The organism is Alicyclobacillus sp. SO9, from assembly GCF_016406125.1.
Classification (GTDB): domain Bacteria; phylum Bacillota; class Bacilli; order Alicyclobacillales; family Alicyclobacillaceae; genus SO9.
Genome location: NZ_CP066339.1, coordinates 1,723,317 through 1,737,630, shown reverse-complemented (window position 1 = coordinate 1,737,630; position 14,314 = coordinate 1,723,317). Strand labels below are relative to the sequence as shown.

The window sequence follows — 14,314 nt, the reverse complement described above, 5'->3', positions numbered from 1 at the left end:
TTTCGGATTCGCTGAAGAAGCGCATAGATGTCTGCTGACCTGCTCTGACACATTTCCAGTTCCATCAACATACTTTAGTGATTGGCTGCATCTGCGAAAGAAACGGAGCTGTTTCTATGTCCGATTCGTTTGACCTTCTACATTTAATGGAACAATTAAATTTGAATGACAGTAAAGATGCCTATAAAAATATCTACACTCTCATTTCCAACCACAAACACCAACAAGCACAGCCGCTCATTCAAGCTGAACTGAAAACATCAACTTTCAGACCCGAATTGCTGCTGACTGCCGGCTATGTTTGCGAACAATTAAACAATGACCAAGAAGCCTATGAATTTTATCAAGATGCACTTTTATTCCTGGACAGTCAGCAAAAAGAACAACTCATTGAGAATAGCCCTGTACTTCGACAAACAGACATTTGCCCAAGAAGAAAAATTGCCTTTTTCGTAAGGCCGGGACTGGATAATTTCCTATCTCCTGTCATAGAGCATCTGTCAAATACTCTTCCAAACACAATTCGCACCAAAAAGTTCGTCATCCGTGACATAACGGTCATAAATTCTGCCATGAAGTGGGCCGACATCTGCTGGTTCGAATGGTGCGATAATTTAATTGCGTATGCCAGCAAGCAGCCAATGTCGATGCAAAAGAAAATTATTTGCAGGCTGCACAGTTACGAGGCATTTACTTCCTATATCTTCAACGTAAACTGGAGCAGCGTGGATAAGGTCGTATTTGTTGGTTCTCACATCAGAGATTATGTCCTTGACAAACAACCTCAGCTTCACACAGCCAAGACAGTTATCATTCCCAACGGCATAGACCTGAGTAAGCATTCCTTTGCAGATAGAAAGCCTGGATTCAACATTGCTTATGTTGGCTATATCAATCACAAGAAAGGACCCATGCTGCTGCTGCACGGATTTAAGATGCTGCACGACAAAGACTCACGGTATCAACTGCACATTGCAGGCGCGTACCAGGATATTCGCTACAGACTCTATTTCGAACAAATGATAAAAGAATGGGACCTTGAGGACAGCGTTCATTTCGATGGCTGGCAAAATGACATCGACCATTACCTGGAAGATAAAAACTACATCATTTCTGCCAGTCCGCTGGAGAGCCAACATTTGTCCATTATGGAGGCTATGGCGAAGGGAATTAAACCCTTGGTACATCATTTCTACGGCGCCGAATCGGTCTACGACAAGTCGTACATTTGGTCTGGGATTGAGGATTTAATTGAGATGGTGACGAGTAAGGACTATGCCTCAGAAGGTTATCGGACATTTATTAAAGAACACTACGAATTTACAAACCAGATGAAAAAGATTGGGACGGAAATTGAAGCGTTGCTCCCTGTTGATACCTCAGAACCCAGCCAAAACAACCCAGCATCTCCGCTCACCAACGGTCCCCTTGTCACAATCGGGATTATCAACTACAACTACAGCCGATTTTTGGATGAAGTAATCCCGTCGGCGCTAGAACAATCCTACCGGAATCTCGAAGTCCTTGTGGTTGACGATTGTTCTACCGATGATTCTGTACAGAAAATTCATGGTTATATGTCTAAACACCCGCAAGTCAGAGGTATCTTCCACGCAGAAAATTGTGGAACCGAGGCTGTTGCCATCAGAGAAATTCTTAGTCAGGCACAGGGGGATTATCTGATTATTGTCAACGCTGACGATTTCTTGCCCGACCATCAAGTTGTTGAGCGATACATGAAAGTTTTTTCAGAAGACAAACACCTTGACTATATTTACGGAGATTTACTTCTGGTCGGCGATGCGTCCCAAATTACAGGGCATTGGACATACCGTCAATACACTGATAATGAGGTTGTCAAATACATTTTCCAACGGAAAGGATCCGGAATTATTCCAATGGCTGGGATGTTTAAGCTTGATTTTTATCGAAAACACCAATATGAGTGGATTATAGAAGAGGGAAACACCAACGCCGGAGATACGCTGAACTGCCTCGTCAATGTGAATCGCGGCTGGCGCTATAAATACGTAAACGTACCGATTTTGTGTCATCGGCGTCACCAGAATAATTTGACCTATAACATGACCAAAAGAATCAAGTCTGTAACCTCTGTCATGGACTACATTGTAAATAATTTTGACGAAAAAATTTACCTTCCACAAGTAAACTGGCAGGCATTAAACAAGGAACAGCAAAGGGCTGCCAAACACTATTTTGCCGGCGTTTCATATTGGCAAATGAAGATTGATTATGCAAAAACGCCTTTTGTAGCTGCGCTCGACAGTCAAGCAAAAACCGATTGTCTCGAGCCTCTGCTGTCAAAAGCACAGTATCACTTTAACTTGAGCTTACATCACGCAGATGATTACCAAACCCAAATCAGCCAGTTACTGGACCAAAATGTGACCACATAGCAGCAGGCAGACGACAAACACCACAAGCTAGACGCGCATAATATGTATGCCTTAAGTATGTATACACGACGGAAATCAGTTGTTAGCAACCAAATTAATATACACTTTTTCAAAGGAGATGGAACAAATGGAATACACACGTACATCTGCAAGAAATGTTCATGCAACACTACGTAATTTAGTCAACGGTTCTGACAGCTTATTAGATGTCGGGAGTGGTTTATGCCTAAATTCTCACGAGTATAATTGTAAAGTTATCCTGGCATTGGAGGTCCATAGACCGTATCTGGAAAAACGAAAAAACACGCAGCCTCATCTGATACCCATCAATGAAGATGCCATGAATATTCAAAAGCTATTTCTGCCCAAAACAGTATCAACAGTTCTGCTGAACGATGTGATTGAACACTTTCCAAAAGATGATGGACTACATCTGCTGCAGATGTGTGAGGAAATTGCCAACAAGCGAGTGGTGGTGTTCACACCACGGGGCTTTTTCCCGCAAAAGGCCTACGACCACTTCGACATGGGCGGTGAATCGTACCAGGAACACAGGAGTGGTTGGGAACCAGAGGATTTTACAAGTCGCAATTACAACGTCACTGTTTTTGAAAATTACCACGACACCCGTAACTCTTCCTTCGTCAAGGCATTTGGAACGAACCATGCGCCAGTTGACGCACTCTTGGCATGGAAGGAATGCGGCCAATCATAGGATTGTGTTGGGAAGGATATCGATGTATTCCAATGAGTGGTTTTATGAGATGGAACGAAGATTTGCACTGGAGCAGTTTGACGATGACAGCGGTTTTCGCATTGAACAAGGAGTCATACCTGTCATCGTCTCAGCATCTCACGCTGTCTCACAGTGGCGTGAGGATAAAATCAAGCGCGGGGAATTTAGAACTGGACCCATCAGCCTGTGGCTGCACCAGACCACGAACTGTCATGCTATTTATAAAACGAAAAACAAGATGGATGATGCAAACTTTGATAAAAGAAGTACTTACCGCGATGCATTGATTCAACACATACAAGCGAACAGTGTCCAGTATTTGCTTGATTTGCATATGATGCACCCGTCTCGACACAGTGGTATCGATATTGGGACTGCAAACGGGAGAAATACTCACTCGGACCCGCAAGCCTTGAGCTAAATCATCAGCATATTCTCCCAGTTTGGTCTTTCTCCAACCGTCAATCGATACTTTAAAGCATCGCGTCCAAGTGTCGTCACTCGACATGCAGTGCAAGAAACAAATCTTTGGGGCGTACAACTTGAAATGAACTGGCTTCTTGTTCAGGAACACATCGAAGTGGTACTTCTGGCACTACAGCGTATTGTGCAAACACTGTCTAAATAGGCATTTCATCTTTCAATTCTCTCACATTTAAGTCGAAGGGGATTTCCCCGCCCAGCCTGCCCCACAAAAGTTGAGGCTTGTTTGTCGCAGCTTATGACGGCAGCTTATGGCGTGGATACTTGTCTGGATGTTCCCTCATCCAACTCTTCAGTTCCAGAAGCATGTCTTTATACGACGGAATGTCCGGTTCAATGTCTGTCCTCAATCGATGTAGTGTCTTGTCTGACACAACCCTGCCATCCCTCTTCATAGTAACGTCATCTTTCTCGAAAATTTCCTGGAACAGCAGAAGTAAGTCAAACTTGGAAATCCTATAAGGTGAAAAAACATGGATAATGCCGTCTGAATCGCGGTCAACTAAACCATTCAATACCTTTGCCAACTGCAAGGTCGTAATGCCATTCCAAAACACATTTGAATATCCCGAAATGGTGCCACTTTGACGCATAAACCACTCAAATAAGCCAATACCGTCGGCTTTAATTTCCGGCCCGATGATGGAAGTACGAATGGTTAGGTGACTCTTCTCGTCTATTTCACCCAGGCTCTTGGTATTCGCATAAACACCTGTGCCGTCTTTTCTGTCAGATTCTACGTAACTTCCCTTATGGCCGGAAAACACACAGTCTGTACTAATGTGCAAAATCCGATATTGAAACTCATGACTATACTCCACAAGCCAATGGGGAAACAAGGCATTCACAATAATTGCGTCCACTGTGTGATCTTCTGCATCCTGATTTAATAGCCCGATGGCATTTATCACGACATCAGGCTGCACCTGTCGTAAAACACTTTTCAACCGCGTCTTATCTTTGGCATTTAAGTGAAGTATCAAGGGATTGGTCTCAGTAATGCTTCTCCGAACTGTAAACCAGACTTCATGCTGCTTTAGACTGCGAAAATAGTCCACAATCATATGCCCCGCCATGCCATCGCCGCCGAGAACGAGGATCTTCACGGAAGAAAGCCCCCTTCTGTCAGCATGGAGCGAATCGACGGTTTTGCCATTAGATTGGTACTCGAATCATATTGTGTAAATTCGACGGGTTCGAGTGACTGGTATGCACGTTGTAACATTTCTGACGGATGAGAAGGTAGAATGACAAAGTATTCTTCACCAAATTTATAGGTTCGAGATGCTTCATTGCGGGAAACCAGGACTTCATGAAGCTTTTCACCGGGGCGAATCCCAGTTTCCTGAATTTCAATACCTTTGTCTGACAAGCTTTCACCCATGACTTGTGCCAAGTCTAAAATGCTGCACTTCTTCATTTTCATGACGAACGTCTCGCCGCCAACCGCGAGGTTTGCTGCTTTCGTAAGCAATTCGATGGCGTCTCCTACAGTCAGGAAAAAACGAGTCATGTCTCGATGTGTTAGCGATACCCTTCGATTTGCTAGAATTTGATTCTTGAAAAAAGGAACAACACTTCCGTTCGTCCCCAACACATTGCCCCCGCGGATGCAGACAAACCGCGTTCTTGTTGACTCGTCGTTGGCATGAATCATTAACTTTTCGCCTAAGGCTTTGGTCATGCCATAGAAATTGACGGGATCGACCGCCTTGTCAGTGGAAACGTCAATGACTTTTCTCACGCCCGCTGCCACACTGGCCCTAATCACATTTTGTGTGCCCTGCAGGTTGGTTTTGAGTGCTTCTTCCGGTTGGTATTCACAAATGGGAACGTGTTTTAGCGCAGCCAGATGAAACACGTAATCAACATTCTTACAAGCCGCTTCCACAGCTTCCCTGTCCCTCACATCTCCAACCACAAAATGCAGAATTGGATTGGCTTGAAATCTCCGTTGCATCTGAACTTGCGCAAATTCATTTCTGGAAAGAATACGAATTTCCTTAGGATGAAAAGAAAGGAGTTTGCGTGTAAGTTCGTGTCCCCAGGAACCCGTTCCACCCGTAATCAGACAAGTCGCGTTTTCAAACATACATCTGTCCTCCCAACACAATGTTCACAACACGTGAGGAAACATCCGTGTCTTCATACCCCTCCGGACACTTCCAGTTGACTGACTTACTGTTTGCAAGATTTGCAGCCAGGACGATAGACTCTGTCTCTACGCTTCCGAGGGTGTTGCTGCCACATGCAATGGTTTCAGGTCTTTCTGTGGTTCTTCGCATTGTGACGGCAGGCACGTGAAAGAGACAGCATTCCTCCTGTACTGTTCCACTGTCTGTGAGAACAAGCGAAGCATGCTTTTCCAAAGCAATAAAATCATAGAAACCAAATGGCGTATGTGTCTGGATACGGTTGGAATTGAACCTGACACCGTATTCCTGCAAGCGTGCTTTTGTGCGCGGGTGAATACTGCAAATGACAGGCATATCTGTACTCTCGGCAATCATCGTGGCCGCTTTGAATATGTTACGGAGACGTTCGGGGTTATCTACGTTCTCGGCTCTGTGTGCCGTCATCAACATATAATTCCGGTTTTCTATCTGCAGTCGCTTATGAATGTCACTTCTCTGTATCTGGTCTGCATAATGCAAGAGAACTTCGTAAATTGGATTTCCAGAGACACTGATTCGGTTGGTGTCAATGCCTTCACGAAGCAGATTTTCCCTGCTCCCACTTGTATACGGAAGATTCAAATCAGCAATACTGTCAATCATCTTCCGGTTTAATTCCTCTGGAACACTTCTGTCAAAGCAACGGTTTCCTGCTTCCATATGAAAGATAGGAACACCCAAACGAGACGCAATGACTGTGGCAGCCAAAGCAGTATTTGTATCGCCCAAAACCAGAACCCGTTCTGGTTGCTGTTCCTTGATGAGTTCTTCCAGGCGAGGCATCAAAGAGCCAAGCTGTTGACCAAATGAATGCGTCTTTCCTGTTATCATAAGGTCTGGTTTGCGAATCTCCATTTGCTCAAAGAAAATGTCGTTCAAGTAGTAGTTGTAGTTCTGACCTGTGTGCACCAAAATATGTTCAGATAGCGCATCCAGTTTTTTAATAACAAGTGATAGACGAATAATTTCCGGACGTGTACCCAAGATTGTCATTACCCGCACAGGCATTACACCCCCCGCTGTTCCCCTGCGGCTGGTTCATTTTCAAACTGACATTGAACCATGCACAGATTGTACGATGCTTGTTAGAAAGACCGCCCGCTAGTAACAGGCGCATTGTCATCGTATGAAATTCACTGCAATCTGTACGGGCGGGTATCTGTGCCAAAGCATGAATGTGCGGTAACCGTTGCGACGACGAATTACAAAGCATCTGCCGAGGGACAACAAAGACGAGGAAACACTGACACTCAACAGCCGTCTCAAACTAGTGTCAATAGTCTATCCCTTCATAGTTCCACTTTTGATAGATTCCCTTATTAAAGCTGTAAATGCCAATGTACAACTCCAACTGATTTTGATAAATTTCGCTGATTGGCACATTGTCAAACGAGGCCACTATAAAGCTTTTGTCCATATAGTCGTTGTATTCCGGCAGACCTCGATTGAAGTAATCATAGAGGTGATGGCGGTCGTACAATAAACCCTTCCCATACCGCCACTGCAAGCCGCAACCATGAGACCGCGCGAACTGTGCTGCATAATCAATCCATTCCCATCCAAATGCGGTGTTCCCGTAATAATTGGGATATAACACTGCAATTTCAAACCCAAGGCTTTGCCACTTTTCTGCATGAGCTGTACCGTAATTGCTCATCCATAGGAGTTGTTTTCCCAGCCCGTGTACAAAGGAACTGACAGACGGAATGACCTCTATGTCTGCATCGTTTATCACCTCACGCCCCCAACTTATCCCCCGCCAGCGAAGCAGACCCTCCAATCCTGACTGGTTCCACCGGTTCGCGAACTCCTTAATCCACCAATTCACAGCAACAATCCGGTCTTCTGAAGAGGAAAAATTCAGTTTCTGTCCATCTGCTTTCCCAAATCTAGTCTGTTTGATTTCTGGATACGGCACCGTTACCCATACATCCACCGGAGCAACCGGAAGTGCACAACTAGATACTGCGTCTCTCAGAGCCATTAAGTTGCCTCCGCGATGAAACAGTTCATTGAGCCATTCGGTCCAATCACTTGCATTCGCTGGCTGTTCAAAGCCCGTGAGCGCTGGTGTGAGAAAACGTCTGCTTTTCATTCTCCGCGGAGAAAACAAGAAGGACTTAAACATCACATCTGCCGGCATGTCATTAATGCGGTAGAGCAAATAATCTTCCAAGCTGTTTTGGTTCCATCTTTGATAACCGCTGTCAACCAAATCATTTCCGCAATACAACTGGACAACAGGACTGTAATTACCGTAAACATTACGTCCTGCGTAGCCTTTCTCGGACTGCTCGCCCATCGCCGCCACCACCTGCATCAGAATTTCTCACACCGTGAGTATTCAAGACTTCTTACCGTTCCTCATCAAGCTTCTCATCAAATTTCTCATCAAGTCTCTGATAAATCCGAAGTAATTGTTTTACAACTGTTTCTGCACTGTGATACCTCAGTGCATATTCTCGTCCCTTTTTTCCATGTACCAGCCGTAGTTCGGGGTTTTGTATCACTGTTCGAAGTACTTCAAACAGCGAGTCCGGATTCGCTGATACAATGGGAGGCACTTCTGGAAATGCCTCTTTTAAATCCTCACGAATATAGCCAATCACCGGTTTTCCCAGGCTCATCGATTCGACGGCCAGGAGTCCGTAGGAACCGCACAGGACTTGATCGACAACAATATCAGCCTCTTGGTATAAGCGAACAGCATCTTTGTTTGCCATCTTCTCAATTCGCTTGTAGCGAAACTGTACACCCTCTTTGTACAACCGCTCTATTGCCTGTTCTACATGTACTGTCCCTTTGAATAATGGATTTGTGGGTGCATGAACAACAAGAGGCTTAGACGCTGTCAGTGATGGAAAGCGAGGCGTAACCGCGCCGACATCCAATGCTATGGGAACAACGTGAACCCGTTTATAGTACGGTGCAACATACGGATAGACTTCGTAATCCTGAACCACTGCGTCTGTGATGTATTGCGACAACTCGGACAAGTGTTTGTGAACTACATCTGAAGGGGGTGAATCACCGGTATACACATACGGATTGTTTTGTGCTGCAAGTTCATGGATCCGTACATCATTTCCCCAATGATGCATGAGTACCGACTTGCCCACACGGTGTATTTCCGCAAGGTCACAGTAATTCTCACAGAGCGTATCCGCGTAGTGAAAATGAAACAAGTCGAAATAGGAAATGATGTTTTTCATCATCCACTGCAGTTCAAACCGGTCCACATTATAGAGTCCGTCTCTGTACCCCAAATACGAGTGAAACGTATTGTACGCTGCAGCATGCACGCCCAGTTTGTTTAACACCTTGCTGATAATACCCATTTGTCCTGCGATTTCAGTGGGTCCTTGAAATACTCTCACGGCTCTCCCGCCCCTCTCTTGGGAGCTACTGATTCAACCAGGGCGACTTTGTTATCTGGACTGAAAAAAGCATACAATCCTGAAGTTCGATGTTGGCGATAGGAAGGGCGAATCACCGTGATGTCAGGTGAAGCACCGCCAGGTTCATGGGTGTCCGTATCATCTGCATTCTCATTTTGGATTCGCACCAGTGCCAGTTTACGTCTGTGAAGTCCTTGCGCAACCTTCCTAAAAGTCTCCTGGTCCGTTCCCCAGAAGGTCCCCCGCGTCCATACGAACCCCCGCATCCTCACAGTCGTTTCAAACACTTTGTCATTTACATCCCGATGGTCCGTGAGCATCGTTGTGAGTACCCTATCAATCCACCACAACAGTGCATCAGCGCGTGCATCTGCATTGTTTAAAAACCGAAGCTCCTGTGCCCCGACAATCCCAAAAACAGACTTTTGTTCGAAGGGATACGGTAATCCAATCCAGACATCCACAGGTTTCGCTCCGTACCATTGTGAACATTCTCTCAGCGCAGTGACGTTTATTTTCGGTTGAAACAGCTCTTTCGCCACCGCCAGCCAATCGTCTATTTTGGCAAGGTGTCCAAATCCCATAGACCATGGTGATATCATGGCTCCCTGATTTGTCAGGTCCGCATCAAATAACACACCGTTGTACAGCGGTAATGAATTCGGATTAGACCGGTTCGCGCTAAGGTAAGCCCGTAGGTCCTGTGCCGTCCATTGATGCGACTTAAAATCAGAGACCGACGTAAGGATTGGAAGCCGCACTATGCGAAGCGACTCGAACGATTGAACTTGACTTGCGACTTTGTCCATGGCGGGCTTCACCCCCTCGTCCGGTTATCCATCTGCGTAGACCTGTTTGTAGATTGCTATCAACTGTTTCGTAACAACCCGCACATCGTGATACTTCTCAACATAATGCCTGCCCTGTTGACCTAAAATCCTTCGCTTCTTCGGATGTAGTATTAAGTCCTCCAAGGTGCTTTCCAATGTATCCGGCGAGGCTGAAACAATTGGCAGTTGTCCAGGATACGTTGGCTTCAGTTCTTCTCGTATATACGTGACAACTGGCTTTCCCATCGCCATGGCTTCCACGCTCAACAGTCCATAGGTGCCGCAAAGCAGCTGGTCTATCACAACATCAGCTTTTGAATACCAGCTCATCGCGGTTTTGTGGTCCATCTTTTCAATCCGCTGGTAATCGAACTGGTGTCTTGTCTGCAATGCAGCGATGGCAGCCTCAACATACTTTGTTCCCTTGAATTCATCATTAGTAGGTGCGTGTACAAGCAACGGTTTTTGCTTAGTCATATCCGGATAGGCTGGCGCAAGGTCAGAAGTGTTCAATGCTAAGGGAAGAATGTATACATTTTTGTAATAGGGTTTGATGAACTCATACAGTTCATTGTCTTGAATGATTGCCGTATCAATATACGCAGACAGCTTTTGCAACTTGTCTTGAATCTGTTGAGTGCTGTGATAACCCAACGGTAAAGGATATTTGAGCCTTTGATTAAGTCTTTCAACGTCGCGTACATCGTTTCCCCAATGATGCATGACCATTTTTTTGTTCAGCGCTTTTGCTATCTGTAAATCTTTGTAATCTGCCAACATTGTATCTCCGTTGTGAAAATGAATGATATCAGCGGCATGAACCACTTGGTCAAATACGTGCTGCAATTCGTAAGCATCTGTCTCAACAATGGGACTTTCATAGTTGAGGTAGGTCTGAAACCAGTTGTACCCGTTTGCGCGCCAGCCAACAGAGCGGAGTCCTTGACATAAAATACCCATTTGACCGGCTATTTCGATGGGTGTGTGCAACACCGTAATCAATTTGTGTCACCGCCCTTTCTACCGCTCACGAGATGTGTGCTGTTCGCACACCCCACACTTGTATGCAACGCGAAGCGTAAAACTTAGGACAAGTACGCTAAGCACCTGCAAAATACGCTTTTACAGCTTTGATAACTTCATCCTGCTGCTGCTCCTCCATACCAGGGTACAAGGGCAAACTCAAGCAGTGTTCTGATACATCTTCCGCTGCAGGCAAAGCCCCTTTCTGATACCCCAATCCCGCCAAAGCCGGTTGTAAATGCAGAGGCAAAGGGTAATAAACGGAACTGCCAATTTGCTGGTTGGATAAATGCTGCTTCAGTCCATCGCGATCCTGTGCAAGGATGGTATAGAGATGGTAGACATGCTCCGTATCTCTTGGAGAGGAAGGCAGTTGGATTGGGACTTGATTGAGAGCCTCCTGATAACGAGCAGCCAGGGTCTGTCTTTGTTTTGTCCATTCGTCCAGTTTTCTCAGTTTAATCCGAAGTAAAGCAGCTTGAATTTCATCTAAACGGCTGTTCCAGCCCAGCTCCGCATGCCTGTATTTTTGAGTGCTCCCGTGAACGCGTAATCGCTTGATGCGAGCCGCTAATTCTTCATCTTCCATGAGAACCATTCCCCCGTCCCCATAGGAACCGAGGTTCTTTGTGGGAAAGAAAGAGACCGCAGCAGCGTCGCTGTACACGCCAATGCCACGCGAATCCTGCTTGGCTCCAATCGCCTGACAGGCGTCTTCAACAAGTTTCAAACCGTCTGCCCGAGCCAACTCCTGAAGGCTTTTCATATCTGCCATCAGTCCAAAAATGTGCACTGGCAGAATCGCTTTTGTTTTCGATGAGATTTTCTCTTTCACTGTCTCAGCCGTAATCACAAACGTTTTCGGGTCTATATCCGCAAACACCGGTATTGCCCCTACAGCTGCAATCGCTTCTGCAGTCGCAAAAAACGTAAACGGTGTTGTAATGACCTCATCACCTGCCCCCACACCAAGTCCGTGCAGTGCCAAAGTGAGCGCGTCTGTTCCATTACCCACGCCTACGCCGTATCGATTTCCAGTGTATTCAGCTACCTCCTGTTCAAGAGCGGCAACATGATTTCCTAAAATGTACTGTCCCTGATTCAGTACTTCTTCGAGCACGCTCAGAGACTCGGTTTTTACAGACTGCCATTGATACGACAAATCAATAACTGGGATTTTTCCCATCATGGGTTCACCTGCCTAACTTTCTACCCGTTGGTCTTACTCATCGTCTTTGTGAAACAAACTTGATACCTGACCGATTTCTCTGGCAGGTACGCCAACTGCCACCTGATTTGCATTTACAGCTTGTGTCACAACTGCACCTGCACCCACAACAGCGCCGATGCCAATCTCCACACCAGGCAACAGTGTGGCATTGTTGCCGATTCTTGCGCCTTGTCTAATAATGGAACCTTGATAGGGGTAGGGTCTCAGTCCCATGTATTTATCGTTGGAAGTCGAAACTTCCGGCCCAACAAATACGTCATCTTCCAAAATGCTGTCTCCTGTAATGTATGCTCCCGTTTCCACGACGACACGGTTGCCAATTTTCGTGTTTAACTCGATTGAAGCAGACCTTCCAATGACTGAATTCGCAGCAATCGAAACACGCTCTCGAATCGATGCCAAGTCTCCTACTAAAACACCGTTGCCAATAACAGAGCCCCTGTTTATCACCACTCCTGCACCAATACTGACGTTGTTCCCTATCTCTAGTGGGGGTAACGCCTTGGGCTTTCGTTTTATACGCAGGTTCGTTATCGGAGCTTTTCCCAAGACTGAGTTACTGCCTACGGCCGATCCGCTTCCAACCACAGTCCCTTCCCTCACTACGACATTGTCTTCAATGTTCACGTCATCACCAATCTTCACGTTTTCTGCGATAACAACATTCCACCCCAACTTCACACGCTCTCCGAGGATTGCAGTCTGATGCACCACAGCATTTGATGTCTCGCGTTCCACGACTCCCTCTCCTCTCTCGCTGGTGGTCTCCAGCATCATCTTGATTGGCTGCAGTGTCCTGTGGATGACCCGCAATTCAGGACTATTTCCCCGCAGAATTGTGGCTTTGATTCTCCTTCACAAACCACTCCCATGTATTCATCAGCCCTTCTCGCAAAGACACTTGCGGTTCCCAGCCTGTCAACTGACGGAGTCTGGTTGTATCCATGACGCGACGCCGAACGGTATCAACTTTTCTCTTCGTCGTATGCCTCACCGGATAATCCACGTGATTCGCAATTTCAGCGATGAGAGCTGCTAACTGGTTTACAGTGGTTTCGACCCCGGTTCCGACATTCATTACCTGACCTTCAGTCCTCTTCGATAGGCCGGCCAGTAAAACCGCATTGATGGCATCATCTACGTAAGTAAAATCACGAGACTGCTCTCCATCGTCATAAACAGTCATCGGAACGCCGTCCACAACAGCCTGCATGAACTTTGAAACGACCCCGCAGTACGGGTTGGAACTTACCTGGCCCGGTCCGTAGACATTTGAGAACCGTACTGCTGTTGCCGGCAGACCAAAGGATTCACAATACGCTGCGACCAAGAGTTCCCCGGCAAATTTGCTGGCGGCATACGGAGTACTGACGTGAAACCGTTCCTCTGTTATCGGCAATTCCTTGGCGTTCCCGTAGATGGAGGAAGTCGACGCATAAACGAATCTCTTTACATGATTTCGCTGCGGCAACAGGTTGAGCAAAAGCTGTAGTGTACCCATGGCGTTAACTGTGAAATCCGACTCAGGATAAGGGATGGAGAGCAGCATGTTGCGAGCTGCAAAATGAAAAACATAGTCAGCATCCTGCAGCAAAGTTCGAACTAGAGTGCTGTCTGTAACGGATCCGTGGACAAATGTAATGTTGTCTTGTCGCAAAATACTGTTCTCATTTCCAGTAAACAAGTCATCCAGCACAGTGATGTGACGAGGCTCTTCAGCTGCCAGGCGGCGAATCAGTTGACTGCCAAGGAATCCAGCGCCGCCTGTGACGAGAATTCGGGATTGCTTATACATCTGTATCCCTCCTTGTATATTAAGAACAGCTGCTGAATTGGTTTACGTAAAACCATAATGTAGTTGCTCTATTAAATTTCTGTTCCTTGAAAACCTAATCAAATGTTGATAGACCTTTCTGTGACAAAGTGAGTGTTTACGACCTCGGGCTGATCTTGGGAAAATAGCCGTAGGTGTCTACCAAGGGAATGTTCCTATCCCTCCCGTTGCCCCTCATCTGAGGGTGT

13 protein-coding genes are annotated in these 14,314 nt (G+C 46.1%); 3 read left to right on the top strand and 10 right to left on the bottom strand.

Translation table 11 applies throughout. The annotated features are described in order from the left end of the window. The first annotated feature begins 116 nt into the window (after window positions 1–116). The 3 genes from GI364_RS07785 (at window position 117) to GI364_RS07775 (ending at window position 3,574) form a co-directional block, all read left to right on the top strand. A complete protein-coding gene (locus tag GI364_RS07785) occupies window positions 117–2,417 on the top strand; it encodes a glycosyltransferase (protein WP_198853062.1) in 2,301 nt (766 codons plus the stop codon). A 127-nt stretch (window positions 2,418–2,544) separates the two neighbouring features. Continuing rightward, window positions 2,545–3,132 (top strand): hypothetical protein, encoded by a 588-nt coding sequence (locus GI364_RS07780; RefSeq protein WP_198853061.1) that lies wholly within the window; start codon window positions 2,545–2,547, stop codon window positions 3,130–3,132. 22 nt (window positions 3,133–3,154) lie between these two features. Continuing rightward, the gene (locus tag GI364_RS07775) at window positions 3,155–3,574 is read left to right on the top strand and encodes a hypothetical protein (protein ID WP_198853060.1); all 420 of its coding nucleotides are present in this window, start codon (window positions 3,155–3,157) and stop codon (window positions 3,572–3,574) included. A gap of 298 nt (window positions 3,575–3,872) precedes the next feature. Here the strand turns inward: GI364_RS07775 and GI364_RS07770 are convergent, their stop codons facing one another. The 10 genes from GI364_RS07770 to GI364_RS07725 all read right to left on the bottom strand — a co-directional run bounded on the left by GI364_RS07770 (window position 3,873) and on the right by GI364_RS07725 (window position 14,087). Continuing rightward, window positions 3,873–4,742, bottom strand: a complete 870-nt coding sequence (locus GI364_RS07770) for an SDR family oxidoreductase (protein ID WP_198853059.1) — start codon at window positions 4,740–4,742, stop codon at window positions 3,873–3,875. Continuing rightward, entirely contained in the window at window positions 4,739–5,728 is a 990-nt protein-coding gene (locus GI364_RS07765) for a polysaccharide biosynthesis protein (protein WP_198853058.1), read from the bottom strand. The genes GI364_RS07770 and GI364_RS07765 overlap by 4 nt, the downstream gene beginning before the upstream one ends. Beyond that, window positions 5,721–6,818, bottom strand: coding sequence for a non-hydrolyzing UDP-N-acetylglucosamine 2-epimerase (wecB, locus tag GI364_RS07760; protein ID WP_370541837.1), 1,098 nt, complete (start codon window positions 6,816–6,818; stop codon window positions 5,721–5,723). The genes GI364_RS07765 and wecB overlap by 8 nt, the downstream gene beginning before the upstream one ends. A 265-nt stretch (window positions 6,819–7,083) precedes the next feature. Further along, on the bottom strand, window positions 7,084–8,112 hold the full coding sequence (locus GI364_RS07755) for a DUF4855 domain-containing protein (protein ID WP_198853056.1): 1,029 nt from the start codon (window positions 8,110–8,112) through the stop codon (window positions 7,084–7,086). Between the two features lie 52 nt (window positions 8,113–8,164). Continuing rightward, window positions 8,165–9,187, bottom strand: coding sequence for a glycosyltransferase (locus GI364_RS07750; protein WP_198853055.1), 1,023 nt, complete (start codon window positions 9,185–9,187; stop codon window positions 8,165–8,167). Beyond that, window positions 9,184–10,017, bottom strand: coding sequence for a DUF4855 domain-containing protein (locus GI364_RS07745; protein ID WP_198853054.1), 834 nt, complete (start codon window positions 10,015–10,017; stop codon window positions 9,184–9,186). Before GI364_RS07745 ends, GI364_RS07750 begins: the two co-directional genes overlap by 4 nt. Window positions 10,018–10,041: 24 nt before the next feature. Next, window positions 10,042–11,031, bottom strand: a complete 990-nt coding sequence (locus tag GI364_RS07740; RefSeq protein WP_233096156.1) for a glycosyltransferase — start codon at window positions 11,029–11,031, stop codon at window positions 10,042–10,044. A 106-nt stretch (window positions 11,032–11,137) separates the two neighbouring features. Beyond that, entirely contained in the window at window positions 11,138–12,250 is a 1,113-nt protein-coding gene (locus GI364_RS07735) for a DegT/DnrJ/EryC1/StrS family aminotransferase (RefSeq protein WP_233096058.1), read from the bottom strand. A gap of 33 nt (window positions 12,251–12,283) precedes the next feature. After that, window positions 12,284–13,030, bottom strand: coding sequence for a DapH/DapD/GlmU-related protein (locus tag GI364_RS07730; protein ID WP_233096057.1), 747 nt, complete (start codon window positions 13,028–13,030; stop codon window positions 12,284–12,286). Window positions 13,031–13,112: 82 nt separating this feature from the next. Further along, a complete protein-coding gene (locus tag GI364_RS07725; protein WP_198853052.1) occupies window positions 13,113–14,087 on the bottom strand; it encodes an NAD-dependent epimerase/dehydratase family protein in 975 nt (324 codons plus the stop codon). Window positions 14,088–14,314 lie beyond the last annotated feature (227 nt).

What these genes read in the sequence shown, in the direction of transcription:
- GI364_RS07725 (WP_198853052.1), bottom strand. Translation starts at nt 14,087, where the DNA reads ATGTATAAGCAATCCCGAATTCTCGTCACAGGCGGCGCTGGATTCCTT.
- GI364_RS07735 (WP_233096058.1), bottom strand. Translation starts at nt 12,250, where the DNA reads ATGATGGGAAAAATCCCAGTTATTGATTTGTCGTATCAATGGCAGTCT.
- GI364_RS07745 (WP_198853054.1), bottom strand. Translation starts at nt 10,017, where the DNA reads ATGGACAAAGTCGCAAGTCAAGTTCAATCGTTCGAGTCGCTTCGCATA.
- GI364_RS07755 (WP_198853056.1), bottom strand. Translation starts at nt 8,112, where the DNA reads ATGGGCGAGCAGTCCGAGAAAGGCTACGCAGGACGTAATGTTTACGGT.
- GI364_RS07775 (WP_198853060.1), top strand. Translation starts at nt 3,155, where the DNA reads ATGTATTCCAATGAGTGGTTTTATGAGATGGAACGAAGATTTGCACTG.
- GI364_RS07780 (WP_198853061.1), top strand. Translation starts at nt 2,545, where the DNA reads ATGGAATACACACGTACATCTGCAAGAAATGTTCATGCAACACTACGT.
- wecB (WP_370541837.1), bottom strand. Translation starts at nt 6,818, where the DNA reads ATGCCTGTGCGGGTAATGACAATCTTGGGTACACGTCCGGAAATTATT.
- GI364_RS07765 (WP_198853058.1), bottom strand. Translation starts at nt 5,728, where the DNA reads ATGTTTGAAAACGCGACTTGTCTGATTACGGGTGGAACGGGTTCCTGG.
- GI364_RS07785 (WP_198853062.1), top strand. Translation starts at nt 117, where the DNA reads ATGTCCGATTCGTTTGACCTTCTACATTTAATGGAACAATTAAATTTG.